At 34.8% G+C, this 15,272-nt stretch carries 12 protein-coding genes and 2 tRNA genes; 6 read left to right on the top strand and 8 right to left on the bottom strand.

Annotated features, from left to right (window positions below):
• Positions 1-83 precede the first annotated feature (83 nt).
• Positions 84-1,604: a GH3 auxin-responsive promoter family protein gene (locus tag ACFSQ0_RS00725; RefSeq protein ID WP_379042713.1), complete on the bottom strand. Its 1,521-nt coding sequence runs from the start codon at positions 1,602-1,604 to the stop codon at positions 84-86.
• Positions 1,605-1,678: 74 nt separating this feature from the next.
• Here ACFSQ0_RS00725 and ACFSQ0_RS00720 point away from each other — a divergent pair, with 74 nt between their 5' ends.
• Entirely contained in the window at positions 1,679-2,473 is a 795-nt protein-coding gene (locus ACFSQ0_RS00720; protein ID WP_379042710.1) for a DUF2797 domain-containing protein, read from the top strand.
• Between the two features lie 77 nt (positions 2,474-2,550).
• Here ACFSQ0_RS00720 and rpsU read toward each other — a convergent pair whose 3' ends face one another.
• The 4 genes from rpsU to ACFSQ0_RS00700 all read right to left on the bottom strand — a co-directional run bounded on the left by rpsU (position 2,551) and on the right by ACFSQ0_RS00700 (position 7,215).
• Complete coding sequence (rpsU, locus tag ACFSQ0_RS00715) at positions 2,551-2,745, bottom strand: 30S ribosomal protein S21 (RefSeq protein WP_147861194.1); 195 nt, start codon at positions 2,743-2,745, stop codon at positions 2,551-2,553.
• A gap of 234 nt (positions 2,746-2,979) precedes the next feature.
• Complete coding sequence (locus tag ACFSQ0_RS00710; protein WP_379042707.1) at positions 2,980-3,843, bottom strand: sigma-70 family RNA polymerase sigma factor; 864 nt, start codon at positions 3,841-3,843, stop codon at positions 2,980-2,982.
• A gap of 40 nt (positions 3,844-3,883) precedes the next feature.
• A complete protein-coding gene (locus ACFSQ0_RS00705; RefSeq protein WP_379042704.1) occupies positions 3,884-6,523 on the bottom strand; it encodes an AsmA family protein in 2,640 nt (879 codons plus the stop codon).
• Complete coding sequence (locus tag ACFSQ0_RS00700; RefSeq protein ID WP_379042701.1) at positions 6,520-7,215, bottom strand: queuosine precursor transporter; 696 nt, start codon at positions 7,213-7,215, stop codon at positions 6,520-6,522. The genes ACFSQ0_RS00705 and ACFSQ0_RS00700 overlap by 4 nt, the downstream gene beginning before the upstream one ends.
• A gap of 101 nt (positions 7,216-7,316) precedes the next feature.
• On the opposite strand from ACFSQ0_RS00700, the gene folK reads away from it, so the two are divergent.
• Entirely contained in the window at positions 7,317-8,435 is a 1,119-nt protein-coding gene (gene folK, locus ACFSQ0_RS00695; RefSeq protein WP_379042698.1) for a 2-amino-4-hydroxy-6-hydroxymethyldihydropteridine diphosphokinase, read from the top strand.
• A gap of 10 nt (positions 8,436-8,445) precedes the next feature.
• On the opposite strand, the gene ACFSQ0_RS00690 is transcribed toward folK, so the two are convergent.
• The gene (locus tag ACFSQ0_RS00690) at positions 8,446-8,982 is read right to left on the bottom strand and encodes a TrmH family RNA methyltransferase (RefSeq protein WP_379042695.1); all 537 of its coding nucleotides are present in this window, start codon (positions 8,980-8,982) and stop codon (positions 8,446-8,448) included.
• A 203-nt stretch (positions 8,983-9,185) separates the two neighbouring features.
• Between ACFSQ0_RS00690 and mutS the strand changes: the two genes are divergently transcribed.
• The 3 genes from mutS (at position 9,186) to ACFSQ0_RS00675 (ending at position 12,135) form a co-directional block, all read left to right on the top strand.
• Positions 9,186-11,765 (top strand): DNA mismatch repair protein MutS, encoded by a 2,580-nt coding sequence (mutS, locus tag ACFSQ0_RS00685; RefSeq protein WP_379042886.1) that lies wholly within the window; start codon positions 9,186-9,188, stop codon positions 11,763-11,765.
• A 177-nt stretch (positions 11,766-11,942) separates the two neighbouring features.
• A tRNA-Gly gene (locus tag ACFSQ0_RS00680) sits at positions 11,943-12,015 on the top strand.
• A 36-nt stretch (positions 12,016-12,051) separates the two neighbouring features.
• Positions 12,052-12,135: transfer RNA gene (locus ACFSQ0_RS00675), tRNA-Leu, on the top strand.
• Positions 12,136-12,314: 179 nt separating this feature from the next.
• Here ACFSQ0_RS00675 and ACFSQ0_RS00670 read toward each other — a convergent pair.
• Together ACFSQ0_RS00670 and ACFSQ0_RS00665 are read right to left on the bottom strand one after the other, a co-directional pair.
• A complete protein-coding gene (locus tag ACFSQ0_RS00670) occupies positions 12,315-12,638 on the bottom strand; it encodes a hypothetical protein (protein WP_379042692.1) in 324 nt (107 codons plus the stop codon).
• 144 nt (positions 12,639-12,782) lie between these two features.
• A complete protein-coding gene (locus ACFSQ0_RS00665; protein WP_379042689.1) occupies positions 12,783-14,030 on the bottom strand; it encodes a 3-deoxy-D-manno-octulosonic acid transferase in 1,248 nt (415 codons plus the stop codon).
• 95 nt (positions 14,031-14,125) lie between these two features.
• Here ACFSQ0_RS00665 and ACFSQ0_RS00660 point away from each other — a divergent pair, with 95 nt between their 5' ends.
• Positions 14,126-15,256, top strand: a complete 1,131-nt coding sequence (locus tag ACFSQ0_RS00660; protein ID WP_379042686.1) for a DegT/DnrJ/EryC1/StrS family aminotransferase — start codon at positions 14,126-14,128, stop codon at positions 15,254-15,256.
• Positions 15,257-15,272: the final 16 nt, after the last annotated feature.

Below are 15,272 nucleotides of genomic sequence, written 5' to 3'. Positions count from 1 at the left end.
TTCATTTTAAAAAGCTTTTTTTATATAGAAGATTTAATTATTAAATTCTGCTTAAGCTGTGTCAAATACGTAATAATTTATCTTTATAAACTTTCGTTTATACGTAAAAGCTCCTCGATATAATCACGTTTGTTTGATAATCTTGGTATTTTATGCTGGCCCCCTAATTTATTGTGCTGCTTACTCCAAGCGTAAAAAAGCTTTGGTTTAGCCGCGTGTAAAACAAGTGGATTCAGGGTAACATTATTTTTCCGCTTAGCTTCATAATCGCTGTTTAGGCGTTGTAACTCTAAATCTAACTTGGTTTTAAAAGTAGTTAGGTTGTCAGGTAATTTATTAAATTCAACAATCCATTCATGCGCACCTTGGTCTTTACCTTGCATAAATACTGGGCCAGCGGTATAATCTACAATCTCGCAATGTAGTTCTTGACAAACGCGCTTTAATGCTGTCTCTGCATTTTCTATAATTAACTCTTCGCCAAAAACATTAATATGATGTTTGGTGCGTCCGGTTACTTTTATACGATAGGGAGAAAGGGAAGTGAATCTAACCGTATCACCCACTTTATAGCGCCATAAGCCAGCATTGGTAGTAATTATTACGGCATAATTTTGATTTAGTTCAACCCCGTCAAGCGGAATTATTTTCTCGTTAGCTGTACCATAAGTTTCCATAGGTATAAACTCATAAAAAATGCCATAATCTAGCATCAATAGTAACTCTTTTGATTGATTTTGATCTTGTACCGCAAAGAAACCTTCAGAAGCATTGTAAATTTCATAATACCTGAATTGGTCTCTTGGTATTATGCTTTGGTATTGTTGCATGTAGGGTTCAAAACTTACACCGCCGTGAAAATAAACTTCTAGATCGGGCCAAATATTAATTAAATTGGTTTCATCTTTATAAGACAAAACACGATTAAGTAAAACCAGCATCCAAGAGGGAACGCCTGCTAAACTTGTTACATTTTCTTTTATTGTGCTTTTGACTGTAGCAAACATTTTGGCTTCAAAATCACTCATTAAAGAAATTTCATTGTTAGGTGTTGAGCTGTATGACGCCCAAAAAGGCATATTGTCTATTAAAATCGCCGATAAATCACCAAATGAAGTGCCGTTTTCTTTGTACAATTCTTTACTTCCGCCCAAGCGTAGACTTTTTCCTGTAAATAGTTTAGAGTTCGGATTGTTGTTAAGATATAGACACAATAGATCTTTACTTCCTGCATAATGACAATCTTCTAAAGATTCTGAGCTCACAGGAATAAACTTGCTTTTTGCGTTAGTAGTACCACTAGATTTTGCAAACCATTTTATAGGAGTAGGCCAAAATAGATTGTTCTCACCTCGTCTACTTCGCTCAATTAAAGGCTCGAATTCTTCATAAGTAATAATAGGAACACGCTCTTTAAATGTTTCATAGTTTTTTATTTCATTAAACCCATATTGTTCCCCTAAAACTGTATTTTTAGACTTTTGTACAAGATGGCTTAAAAGCTCGTGTTGTACTTCATTAGGATATTTTAAAAAAAGCTCCATCTGGTGAATTCTTTTTTTTAAAAACCATGAAGCTATAGAATTTACAATGGGAAAGGCCATGCAACGTGTCTTTTGTATCGTGTTGTAAAAATAGGATTTTATACGAAACAATGAACATACTAAATTAAAATACTATGCTAAGATTTGAAGGGGTACTACAAAAAATGCCTACTCATTTAAGAGATCAGGTTCATTATTATATGAATTTAGGAGTTGATTTAATTCATATGAATGAATTTTTAGACAAAGAGATTCATCTGCAGTTTCTTAAATATGAGTGCTTAAATTGTAATAAAGACAAAAAAATTTTCAGACAAGGTTTTTGTTATGATTGTTTCTATGCTATACCCCAAGCAGGCGATTGGATAATGAAGCCAGAACTCAGTAAAGCTCATTTAGATGAAGAAGATCGAGATTTGGAATACGAAAAAAAGGTGCAGCTACAGCCACATATCGTTTATTTAGCTAATTCTTCAAATGTGAAAGTAGGGGTAACCCGAAAAACTCAAGTACCTACAAGGTGGATCGACCAAGGTGCGCACGAAGCTTTAGAAATTCTAGAGGTGCCTAACCGATATTTGGCGGGAATTGCTGAGGTAGCTTTAAAAGAACACGTGGCCGACAAGACGAATTGGCGAACCATGCTCAAAAATGAAATAGAAGATGTTAATTTAGAAGTAACTAGAGATCAATTAAAGCAGTATTTACCTCAAGAAGTACTTCCTTATTTTTTAGATGCTAATACTGAAACAAATATTAAATTTCCGGTATTGGCGTATCCAAAGAAATTAAAAAGTTTAAACTTAGAAAAGAAACAGCATTTCACTGGTAAACTGGTGGGAATTAAAGGCCAGTATTTAATATTTGAAGATTATACTGTTTTTAACGTGCGAAGCAATGAAGGCCTTTATGTGAGTTTGGAAGTTTAAAAAGGGTAAGCAACAGAAAAAGCGTTCTTTTCTATAAAGAACGCTTAGTTATACTTAAAAAACGGATAAATATCTGTTTATATATCTTCTTGATCTCTCAAATGCTGGATGTAAGCCGCTTTTTGTAGTTGCTTTCGCTTAGCAATAGAAGGCTTAGTATAATACTTATTATCCCTTAATATTTGAAGGGTTTTGGTGTCACGATATTTTCTTTTTAAACGCTTTAACGCACGCTCAATTTTTTCTCCGTCTTTTACTTTTACAATTAGCATATAAGATAGTTTAAATTTTTTTATTCAATATGGCGGTACTTTTTCAGTTACCAGGCTGCAAAGATAAAAATAAAAAGTGATAAACAAATAGAAACAGGTAAAATTAATGAATAAATTTTGATGCAATTTTCGCTATTTGTGGGGATTAGGGTACTACTAATTAGTAGGTGATTGGATTTTGTCTGAGGAATTAACTTGTTTAAATCATTTAGTCAATTATGATTTGGTATGATTTCAACCCAAATACTTTTTAAGCATTTTGTTCTTAGAGCTATCTTTTAATTTTCGTATTGCTTTTTCTCTAATTTGTCTAACTCTTTCTCGAGTTAAATCAAAAATTTCACCGATTTCTTCTAGAGACATTGGGCGCTGACCATTTAACCCGAAAAAAAGTTTTAAAATGTCGGCTTCTCTTGGCGGTAAGGTTTCTAATACTCGGGCTATTTCTATACTTAAAGAATCTTGCATTAAGTTTTGATCAGGGAAAGGCGATTCTTCGTGATTCACCACATCATACAAGCTAGAGGTTTCACCATCTTTTAGCGGTGCATCCATAGAAAGGTGTTTGCCAGAATTTTCTAAGGCCTGTTTTACCATTACGATATTTAAATCCAGTTCCTTTGCTATCTCTTCGGGTGTAGGAGGCCGTTGGTTGTTTTGTTCTAACTGGGCATAAGCTTTATTAATCTTATTTAAGGTTCCTATTTTGTTTAGAGGTAAGCGCACAATACGCGACTGCTCGGCGAGTGCCTGTAAAATAGATTGTCTAATCCACCAAACTGCGTATGATATAAACTTGAAACCACGGGTCTCATCAAATCGCTTAGCGGCCTTTACGAGACCTAAATTACCTTCATTAATTAAATCTGGTAGCGTAAGACCTTGATTTTGATATTGCTTCGCTACCGACACTACAAATCTTAGGTTGGCTGTTGTTAATTTTTCAAGGGCAGCTTGGTCACCTTGTTTAATGCGTTGTGCTAGTTCTACTTCTTCTTCGGCCGTAATTAAGTCTACTTTACTAATGTCTTGCAAATACTTATCTAGAGAAACAGATTCTCTATTGGTAAGCTGCTTGGTTATTTTTAACTGTCTCATAATTTATTGGCCTAGAACAGCGTAATTTAATAAAAGAATTTTAATTCTCTTGATTATTTTTCTTTTTCTTGCCTTTAAATATGTCTTTTATTAAATCGCCAGCTTTTTCTTTTATTTGCTCTTCTTTTGTCTTTTCAGGAGACTCTTGCGCAGTGTCTGTACTGTCTTTTTCTTTTTGATTTCCTTTTATAAGATCTGTGATTTTATCTTTCGCTTCGTTGATTACATCATCTTTCTTAGCATCTATAATTTGCTGACTTAAGTTCTTAACTGCAGTTTTAGTTTCTACTTGAACTTTTGGAGAGGTAAAACTACCTCCTATTTGAACTGGAAGTTTCACTTTGGTTTCGTTCAAATTATGTTCGGTTAAAGAGGCAAGTCCACCAGCGATTTCCTTACCTAGGTATTTCGCAGGCAAATCAATTTGTAATTGATAATTCATTTCATTGCTCAAACTGTGAGTTCCCTGTGCTTTTATAAGTATATCTTTAAGTTTTAATTCAAAGGGTTTTACCAATACTTGACCATTGTTAAACTCAAATTGTGTGGTTAAATTGTTTAAGTTTAGTTTTGTGAAATCTAAAAAATCTAGTCTAGCGTTTAATTTTGATAGTAAGGGCAACTTGCTTTCTTGAACTTGCGCTTGTAAAATTTGCGCTAAAGCACTTCCGTCAAGGCTGCTTAAAATAGGCGTAAAATCACTTGTAAGTGCACCATTTAATTTTAATTGAGTAGTTAAAGTTCCTTCCAAGGCCTGAACAATAGGAGCGAATTGTTTAAACAATTCTAAACCAGCAAAAGACTCGGCTATACCTATTCTCTCTAATTGAATATCCATATCAAACGCCGGTGTATAGGCTTGGGTAGAAACACTCCCGCCAAGGTTAATCTGTCCGCCAAAAATAGAGGCCTTAACTTGTTTAAGTTGTGCCTTCTCGTTTTTTATGCTTAAAGACCCGTTTACATTTTTTAACTTTAAATTGTCATAAACTACATTGTCGGCTGTGAAATTAAGGTTAGCATCTAAAAAAGAAGGTATTTTTATGGCATCTTGCGATTTGTTAACACGGGTTGGGGAGGCTTGTTTTTCTTCTTCCTTTACGGATTTATTTTCAGAAAGCTTAAAATCTTCGAGCACAAAATTGTTAGAGGCTATTGTAAAATCTCCTTTTAATTGCTGATTGGTAAATAGGAAACCTAATAAATTTCCAATTTTACCTTTGGCGTTTAAATCGGTTTTACCGGTAGTTAATGCCAATTCATTTAAATTTACAATTCCTGGATTAAAATTTATTCCTGCTTTTTTTATGGCAATTTTATTGGGAAGCTCCGGAGAAGAGTACTCAAAATTTTGCAGTAGTAGCTTTCCTTTGCTTTTTATACGTTCATATTGCTCTTTTTCTATGTCGTTCATAGCAAAAGCTAGGCTTAAATCGGTTTCTATTAGTCCATTAAGCTTTTGTTCTAGTTCTATTGGGTAGGCCTTCTCGATATTGGCTAAATTTATTTTTCCTGCCAACTGTGTGTTCACTAGCATATTACTGGTGATATTTCTGAATGTCCCCGATGCGGCAAATTGATCTTGATCTATTCTAAAATTCAATTTTTCAAGATCCAAGTAGGTGTCGTCTAATTTACCGGTTTCATTCTTTAAATTGGCGGTTATGCTTATATTTTCAACCCCTTTTGGCAAATCAGGATATTTAAACGATGCATTATCGCTGGAAACGCGAATATCAATTTTAGGAATAAGTTCATCGTTTATTATTCCTTTAATTTTTCCGTTAATAGAGAAGTCTCCAGTAGTTTTTACTTGATCAAGGTTTTTCGCATAACTTTCAGGAATTACTGCTAAAAAGTTTTTAAAATCTGAGGTAGGCGTTTTAAAGCTGAGATCTATTTCGCTATCTTTTTCGTTCACTTTAAAATAACCGTCAAATGAAAGTGGCAGTTGATTAATTAAAGCTTCATTTTCTAAAAAACTATAACGCTGGTTAGCTAAATCTAATTTAAATACGGCATCGAGCGCGAGTTTGTTTTTGTTTAAATATTCCTCATCGTCAATTTTTAAAGAAATTAAAGTATTGGTTTGGGTATTTAAATTGGTAATCTCATTTTTAAAATCTCCCGACCCTTTATGGTTAAACTCTTCTAAGCGAAACAAAATATTACTAGATTCGTCTAAGTATGAGATGATTGACTGGTTGATACTGTAATTTTGTATGTCTAAACTCAACGCCTGATTATTATTTGTGTCTGTCGTTGAATTTGTTTGGCTTGGTTGAGCAATATCATAATTAGCACGTCCTAAGCTGTCTACCTTAATATTAATTAAGGCTTGGTCTGCGTTAAATTGGGTGATGCTAATAGGGTTTTCTCCTGTAGCAAATAATTGCATAATACCCATACTTAAGCCTATTTTTTTTGCCGCAACCAAAGTATCACCCTCAAATGGTTCTTGGTTAATAATACTTAAATTTTTCAATTGTACGTGTGCATTAGGAAAATCTCTGTATAAACTAAGGTCTAGTTTTTCCCAATTAACTTGTGCAGTTAAATTGTTATTTACTGATTTTTTTATTACCTTTTCAATAGGGCCCTTAAAGAGTATAGGGGCAAGCAGAATTAAAATAAGTAAAACACCTATGGTGATCGCAAAAATTTTTAATGCCTTTTTCATATATAATCTATATTTAATTCTTGTTGGGGTTTTAATTTAAATTTTTTTCTAAAAAGGTATACACCAAAGTATAAAAATGGGGTGTCAATAGCAGCTATAAGAACTTTGAACAAAAATCCACTGACAAGGAGGCCGCCAAAAAGTTCCCAAGATATTTCTTTAAACACACAGAGTAAAAATACAACAGTAAAAGTATCAATAAACTGAGAAAAAAAAGTTGAAAAATTGTTTCTTAACCAAAGATGCTTGCCCTTCGTCTTTCTTTTCCAGAAATGGTATAGCTGTATATCTATCAATTGGGCAATTAAATAGGCGCTCATAGAGGCAAAAACGGCCAATGTTGTGGCTCCAAATACCTTTTGAAATAAATCATCATCTATGGGCGACCACTGGGTAGCCGGAACGACGCTAGCCGTATAGATGATTAAAAGCGAAAATACCGAAGCAAACATCCCTGAAATAACTACTTGGTTGGCTTTCTTTTTCCCGTAAATTTCGCTAATTAAATCGGTTATTAAAAAAGTAACCGGATAGGGCAAAACTCCTACTGATATTTCAAAGGTATGCCAGTCAAAAAAATTCCAGTAAAAAAACTTTTTAAATATTAAATTGCTTGCTACTAATGCTGCGATAAACAAAGCACCCAACCTTAGGTATATTTTATAAGCTAATGGATTAAAACTCGGTTTCAATAAAATAATAATTGTTAATACTCTTCGTCACAAATGTAGCTATATGTAAATTTGTTTTACTTAATTTGCTGTGAAATTGTAGAACTTAGCCTGTTAATTTTTTGAAAAATATAGCCTCATCCTACATCGCTCTGGGTAGTAACGCCCCTGATAAATTGCATTTTCTTCAACTTGCCCTAAATCAGATTCATCTAGAGGTGGGTACCATTGCTGCCTGTTCATCACTTTATGCTACGCAAGCACAAGGGTTTTTGGGTGATGACTTCTTAAATTTGGTGATCCAGGTGCAAGCACGGCTTTCTCCAGAAGAGATACTTGATGCCTTGTTGGGAATCGAAAAAAAACTGGGTAGAGTTCGTGAAGGCGATTTTTTTTCAAATAGAACTATCGATTTAGATATTTTATTTTTTGAAGATGAAGTGATTCATAGTAAACATCTAAATGTGCCGCATTTGCAATTGCATAAACGCAATTTTGTACTGTATCCCTTAAACGAAATTGCGCCTGATTTTGTTCACCCTGAACTGAAAAAATCCGTAAAGCAAATGTATGCCGAGTTGGAGAGTTTACCCATTAAAAAAATAGATACCGTTTTAGACCAGCCTCAATTACCAGCTAACAAACGCAATTATTTAGCCATAGAAGGAAATATAGGAGCAGGAAAAACAAGTTTAGCTACCATGATTGCACAAGATTATGGGGCAAAATTAATTCCAGAACGCTTTAAAGATAACCCTTTTTTACCCAAATTTTATAAAGATCAAGCGCGCTATGCATTCCCTCTAGAAATGTCATTTTTAGCCGATCGGTATCAACAATTATTAGATGATATTGGGCAATATGATTTGTTTTCTGATTTTATGGTGGCCGACTATGATGTATATAAATCGCTAATATTCGCCAAAGTTACCCTCCAAGAAGAAGAGTATGCTCTGTATAAAAAGCTGTTTAATATAATGTACAAAGATTTAGCCAAGCCAGATTTGTATGTTTATCTTTACCAAAATACCGAGCGTTTAATGCAAAATATTAAAAAACGGGGCAGAACTTATGAACAAAATATTCCCCAGGATTATCTAGAGAAAATTAATCAAGGATATTTAGGGTTTATAAAAAATCCGCATCATCTAAATGTGAAAATTATAGATATTTCTAAGTATGATTTTGTACAGAATAGAGCCGATTATTTGGCGTTGCTAGAACAAATAGCATCGGCATAAGCTAATGAGCTTAATGGGTTATCTTACTGAATAAATCCCAAACCACAATACCCGTACTAACCGATATATTAAGCGAGTGCTTACTGCCTATTTGCGGAATTTCAATCACATAATCACTAGCCGACACAACACTTTGTTGTACTCCTTTTACCTCGTTACCAAAAATTAAAACCAGATGCTCATTTTTTGTGGGAACATAATTTTGTAAGGCTGTAGAATTTTCGGCTTGTTCAACTGCCAATATTTTTTTGTTTTCTGTTTTTAGTCGCTCAACTAAACTTAGCGTGTCTTCTACATACTCCCAAGCAACTGTTTCGGTAGCTCCTAATGCTGTTTTACGTATATCTTTATGTGGCGGTTGCGCCGTAATGCCGCACAGGTAAACCTTTTCAATTAAAAAAGCATCGGATGTTCTAAAAACAGACCCTATATTATTTAGGCTTCTTATGTTATCTAAAACTATACTTATTGGTGTTTTAGTCGCTGTCTTAAATTCTTTTGGAGACTTACGAGCTAATTCTATATTTTTTAATTTTCTATTTTTCATAATGGAGCGCTAAATAATTTGGTAAAAAAATAACAACGACTTATGGCAATAATTATATTTTGCCTTAAAGGCGGATTTTTAAGCTGCAAATTTATAAAATTATGCTGCTAAAAGGGCTTTGTGAAGCAAAACTTGTATTTTTACCACCAACCTAAAAACCAATTAACGTGGCAGCAAAAAAGAAAGATAAAGTAACCCCGTTGATGAAACAATACAACGCGATTAAAGCTAAGTACCCCGATGCAATGCTTTTATTTCGTGTGGGTGATTTTTACGAAACTTTTGGTGAAGACGCGGTTAAAGCTGCTCGTATACTCGATATTGTGCTTACTAATAGGAATAATGGGGGAGAGCGAACAGAATTGGCCGGATTTCCTCACCATTCTTTAAACACCTACTTGCCAAAATTAGTTAAAGCAGGCGAACGAGTTGCTATTTGCGATCAGCTCGAAGATCCTAAACAAACCAAGAAAATTGTAAAGCGAGGAGTTACCGAGTTAGTGACGCCAGGAGTAGCACTAAATGATGAGGTTTTACAGCGGAAAACCAATAATTTTTTAGCGGCGATTCAGGTTGGCAAAACCCATTTTGGTATTGCGTTTCTAGATGTTTCTACTGGTGAATTTTTAACCGCTCAGGGTAATGAGGAGTACATTGAGAAGTTGTTGCAAAATTTTTCACCCAGTGAAGTGCTTATCTCAAAAAAACATAGATTCCAGGTTGAAAAGCTGCTGGGAGGAGATCTTAATAATTTTTATTTAGAAGATTGGGTTTTTCAAAGTGATTATGCCAAAGAAACATTGAAATCTCATTTTGATGTAGCCAGCTTAAAAGGTTTTGGTATTGAACATCTAGAAGAAGGCATTGTAGCATGCGGAGCTATATTGTATTATTTAAGTGAGACGCAGCACAGGCAATTAAAACATATCACGGCCATACAGCGTATTGCCACAGAAGAATTTGTTTGGATGGACAAATTTACCATTAGGAATTTAGAGCTTTATGAGGCGAATACACCACAAGCGGTTACTTTACTGGGCGTTATTGATAAAACTTTAAGCGCTATGGGAGGGCGAATGCTAAAACGATGGTTAGCCTTGCCCTTGAAAAACAAAGAAAGAATTATGGCTCGTCACGATGCTGTTGAATTTTTTTATAAATCTTTGGCTTCTCGCGAAACTCTTCAGCAACAGCTGCATAAAATTGGTGATTTAGAACGATTGGTTTCTAAGATAGCTACACAGAAAATAAATCCACGTGAAGTGGTACAACTAAAAAACTCGATTGCTGCAATTGAACCGATAAAAGCCCTGCTGCAAAATTCTAAAATAGAGGCACTGGCTAAGATGTCAGAAAATTTACAGCCATGTAACTTGTTACAGAATAAAATTGAATCTTGTTTAAAGGAAGAGGCCCCGGTTTCTATTCAAAAAGGAGGAGCTATTGCAGCTGGTTTTTCTGAAGAACTTGATGACTTAAGGAATTTAGCTTATACGGGAAAAGATCATCTCGATCAAATGCTTCAAAAGCATATACAAGAAACGGGAATAAGTAGCCTAAAAATAGCAAGTAATAATGTATTTGGTTATTACCTTGAAGTTAGAAATACCCATAAAGATAAAGTGCCCGCACATTGGGTACGAAAACAAACTTTGGTTAATGCAGAGCGTTATATTACCGAAGAACTAAAAGAATACGAAGCCAAAATACTAGGAGCTGAAGAAAAGATTTATCAAATAGAGCAGCAATTGTTTGGGCAATTGGTAAACTGGTTAAGCGACTACATTAAAACAATACAACAAAACGCATTGGTTATTGGTCAATTAGATTGTTTGCAAGGATTTGCTCAATTGGCTCAAGAAAACGCCTATGTACGACCAAAGATTAATGATAGTTTACAGTTGAACATTGAATCGGGTAGGCATCCCGTTATTGAAAAACAACTAAGGAGCGATCAAGTATATATTGCAAATGATTTGTACCTGGATTCTGAGTCGCAACAAATCATGATGATAACGGGGCCAAATATGAGTGGTAAATCGGCGATTTTAAGACAGACGGCTTTAATTGTTTTACTGGCCCAAATGGGGAGTTTTGTGCCCGCAAAATCGGCAGAAATAGGTTTGGTTGATAAAATATTTACAAGAGTAGGTGCTAGCGATAACATCAGTTTAGGAGAATCTACCTTTATGGTTGAAATGAATGAAACCGCCAGTATATTAAATAATTTATCGCCACGCAGTTTGATTTTGCTAGATGAGATAGGTAGGGGTACCAGTACCTATGATGGTATTTCTATAGCCTGGGCGATTAGCGAGTATTTGCACGAACATCCTGCCCAACCCAAAACCTTATTTGCAACGCATTATCACGAATTAAACGAAATGACTCAAAATTTTGCTAGAATTAAGAACTTTAATGTTTCGGTAAAGGAATTAAAAGATAAGGTTTTATTTTTACGGAAACTAGTGCCTGGGGGTAGCGAGCATAGTTTTGGAATTCATGTAGCCAAAATGGCCGGTATGCCTCAGCAGGTTCTATATAGAGCAGGTAAAATATTAGGTAAGCTGGAAGCTTCTAGAGGAGAAGAAACTCAAAGAGATAATATAAGGAATGCTACAGAGCAAGAACCTCAACTTAGTTTTTTTAAATTAGATGATCCTTTACTCGAAGAGATAAAGGAAATGATTACTGCTTTAGATATCAATACATTAACGCCAGTTGAAGCTTTGATGAAATTAAATGAAATTAAACGCAGTTTGGTGCGACAAGAAAAAAAGTAAAAAAACTTTGTATTTTACTTGTTTAAACTAAAAAAACATTTAAATTTGCATCCGCAATCACGATTGCACGTTCTTTTGAAAACACACCACGATAAGGCCTTAGTAAGAAAATCATTTCTTAGAAATGTTTAGGTAATTGCCCAAAGTTTAGTTTGGTTTTATTGTCAACGATAAAACGCGAAAATAGCTCAGTTGGTAGAGCGCCACCTTGCCAAGGTGGAGGTCGCGGGTTCGAATCCCGTTTTTCGCTCTGTATGTATAATACCTATCGGTAAAAAAATAGTATGCTCGGGTGGTGGAATTGGTAGACACGTTGGACTTAAAATCCAATGAACATTTGTTCGTACGGGTTCAAGTCCCGTCCCGAGTACTTTAACCCTCAAAATCCTTCGATTTTGGGGGTTTTTTTGTTTTATACTAATAACAAAATTTTGTAGGTATGGTTAATGTTGAAACCTAGTATTCTAAATAATTTATGTGAATTTTGTTGATAATAAGGTATAAAAAAAGCTCTTGTATCAAGAGCTTTTTTTAGAAGTTTTAGACAGTTTATTTATCTCCGTCTACAGTTTCTTTTACTTCTTTAGCTGCTTTATTTACAGCTTCACCAGTTTCGTTGGCAGCGTTTTCGATAGCATCGCCAGTTTCATTGGCAGCGTTCTCGATAGCATCACCGGTTTCATTTACGGCATTTTCTATCGAGTTCTCGGTATCTTCTGCTGCATCTTCCATGTCGTTTGCAGCGTCCTCAGCAGCGTCTTCCATATCATCTGCTGCATCTTCCATGTTCTCTTCAGCTTGTTCCATCTTGTCTTCAGCTTTGTTAGCTTCTTCTCTACAAGAAACAAAAGAAGTAGAAAGGGCAAATAACATTGCTAATGTAAATACTGTTTTTTTCATAATTTTAGGTTTTTGTGTTACTGTTTAATTTAGTTTTATTCTTTGTTTCAAGGGGCTAAAATACTAAACTCCTGAGATATGCAAAATAAAATAAGAAAATTTTTGCATTTTAATAAATCAATTTTCTAGATGCTTTGCAATTTTATTTAGCATTCTTTTAGTGGCTCCAGCTTGTTGGTTTACAATATTTTGAGTTTTTTCACTTAGCTCTTTGTGGTAAGTTTCATCTTGTGTCAAGCGATTAACTGTTTTTTTGAAGTCGTTTGTGTTTTCTATAATTTGTAGCGCACCAGCGGCTTTAAATAAATTGGCTTCTGGGTATTTATGATAATTGGGGCCAATACAAACGGGGGCTCCAAAAACGGCTGGTTCTAAAATATTATGTAATCCGGTTTCTCCTAAAGCCCCCCCAACGTAGGCCAAATCCGCGTAAGCGTAGATGCGGCTTAAAATGCCAATATTATCAATAATTAAAAGCTTAAAATCAAAATCGCTTTTTAAATCAATTTGAGAGTAACGCCGGTAAGAAATATTTAGCGTAGACTCTATTTTACGGATATGATTTTCATTTATTTGATGCGGTGCAATAATAATTTTGAGCGCTTTAGGTAAATCATCTAAAGAGGAAAGAATAACTTTTTCGTCGGCCGGCCAAGTGCTACCGGCTACAAAAAGTTTATGGTTATTTTTAAAGTGTTTGATAATGGGTAGGCGGTTGTCTTGTTGCAATTGCTGAATAACACGATCATACCGAGTGTCTCCTGCCCAACTAGCATTAAGAAAACCGTTGGCATTTAAAACACGAAGAGAATTTTGGTCTTGTACAAAAATATGATTGAATGAATTTAGGGCTTGACGGATGAATTGCCCAAATTTTGTAAAGAGAAATTGGTTTTTTCGAAAAACTGCCGAAATTAAATAAAAAGGTAGATCGTTTTTAGCAATTACCTTTAAATAATTAGGCCAAATTTCATACTTAACAAAAAGAATAAGATCTGGATTTACAATTTTTAGAAAAGCTCTAGCGTTTTTTTGGGTGTCTAGCGGCAAATAGGTGGTGCATAGGGCTAGCTCATTATTTTTTCTGATTTCATAACCTGAGGGAGAAAAGAAGCTAACTATAATTTCAAGATTAGGGTTTTTCACTTTAAGTGCGAGCATAACTGGTAAAGCTTGTTCATATTCACCTAGCGAGGCCGCATGCAACCAAACGCGTTTATTCTTTTTTGGCGGAATCTTTTTTTCAAGCCTGGTCAAAAGATTTTTTCTTCCTGAAACAAATAGTTTCATTTTTGGGCTGAACCACGCCAAAATAGGTAAAAGGCCTTGCAGAAAGTAAATCAATAAATCGTATAGAAATTTCAAAATATAAACTTTTTGCTAAAATAGTAGATTCTGTGTTAAGGTTTGAGGACTAGGCGCGTATTATTTCTTATTTTTGTAATCGTTAAAACAAGCTTATGAAAAAAATACAAATGGTTGACTTGAAAGGTCAATTTCTAGGAATAAAAAATCAAGTTAATAGCTCTTTTGAACAAATTTTAGAAAATACAGCTTTTATTAATGGGCCAGAGGTGCATCACTTTCAAAGCGAATTAGAAGCCTATCTAGGGGTTAAACACGTGATACCTTGTGCTAATGGTACAGATGCTTTACAAATTGCAATGATGGGGCTGGGTTTAAAGCCTGGAGACGAGGTGATAACAACAGATTTTACTTTTGCCGCAACAGTAGAGGTGATAGCCTTATTGAATTTAACTCCCGTGTTGGTAGATGTAGACGCTGAGAGTTTTAACATAAATCCTAAGGCCATTGAAGCTGCCATTACACCAAAAACAAAAGCTATTGTTCCTGTGCATTTATTCGGGCAATCGGCCGATATGAATGCCATATTGGAAATTGCAGAAAAGTACAACTTATTTGTGATTGAAGATAATGCACAAGCCATTGGCGCAAACCATTACGCTAAAGACGGACAGGTTTCAAAAACAGGTGGCATTGGTCACGTTGGAACAACCTCTTTTTTTCCTTCAAAAAATTTAGGTTGTTACGGTGATGGTGGAGCTTTATTTACTAATGATGATCAATTAGCGCATCGGCTAAGAGGGATTGTAAACCATGGTATGTATGAGCGTTATCATCATGATGTGGTTGGGGTTAATTCTAGATTAGATAGTTTGCAAGCAGCTGTTTTACGTGCTAAACTACCACATTTAGATGAGTACAATGCTGCTCGCCGTGCAGCAGCTAAGAAATACTCTGCTGCGTTAAGTCAAAATAAAAACTTAATTACTCCAAAAATTATTGAAAGCGATGACACCCATGTCTTTCATCAATATACCTTACGTGTGATGAACGGTCAGCGGGATGCTTTAATCAAGCATTTGCAAGCTCAAGATATACCTTGTGGGATTTATTACCCAATACCTTTACATAAGCAAAAAGCTTATTTAGATGATCGTTATCACGAAAAAGATTTTGCGGTGACCAATCAATTGGTGAAAGAGGTAATTGCACTTCCTATGCATACAGAATTAGAAGATGATCAAATCAACTACATTACACAAACAATAAATGATTTTATAAAATAAGGTAATAGTAAATAAA

Source organism: Mesonia sediminis (assembly GCF_042684705.1).
Taxonomy (GTDB): Bacteria; Bacteroidota; Bacteroidia; order Flavobacteriales; family Flavobacteriaceae; genus Mesonia; species Mesonia sediminis.
This window is presented reverse-complemented; position numbering and strand designations above follow the sequence as displayed.

What these genes read in the sequence shown, in the direction of transcription:
- rpsU (WP_147861194.1), bottom strand. Translation starts at nt 2,745, where the DNA reads ATGCTAATTGTAAAAGTAAAAGACGGAGAAAAAATTGAGCGTGCGTTA.
- ACFSQ0_RS00660 (WP_379042686.1), top strand. Translation starts at nt 14,126, where the DNA reads ATGAAAAAAATACAAATGGTTGACTTGAAAGGTCAATTTCTAGGAATA.
- ACFSQ0_RS00690 (WP_379042695.1), bottom strand. Translation starts at nt 8,982, where the DNA reads ATGAAAAATAGAAAATTAAAAAATATAGAATTAGCTCGTAAGTCTCCA.
- ACFSQ0_RS00705 (WP_379042704.1), bottom strand. Translation starts at nt 6,523, where the DNA reads ATGAAAAAGGCATTAAAAATTTTTGCGATCACCATAGGTGTTTTACTT.
- mutS (WP_379042886.1), top strand. Translation starts at nt 9,186, where the DNA reads ATGAAACAATACAACGCGATTAAAGCTAAGTACCCCGATGCAATGCTT.
- ACFSQ0_RS00710 (WP_379042707.1), bottom strand. Translation starts at nt 3,843, where the DNA reads ATGAGACAGTTAAAAATAACCAAGCAGCTTACCAATAGAGAATCTGTT.
- ACFSQ0_RS00670 (WP_379042692.1), bottom strand. Translation starts at nt 12,638, where the DNA reads ATGTTATTTGCCCTTTCTACTTCTTTTGTTTCTTGTAGAGAAGAAGCT.
- ACFSQ0_RS00720 (WP_379042710.1), top strand. Translation starts at nt 1,679, where the DNA reads ATGCTAAGATTTGAAGGGGTACTACAAAAAATGCCTACTCATTTAAGA.
- ACFSQ0_RS00725 (WP_379042713.1), bottom strand. Translation starts at nt 1,604, where the DNA reads ATGGCCTTTCCCATTGTAAATTCTATAGCTTCATGGTTTTTAAAAAAA.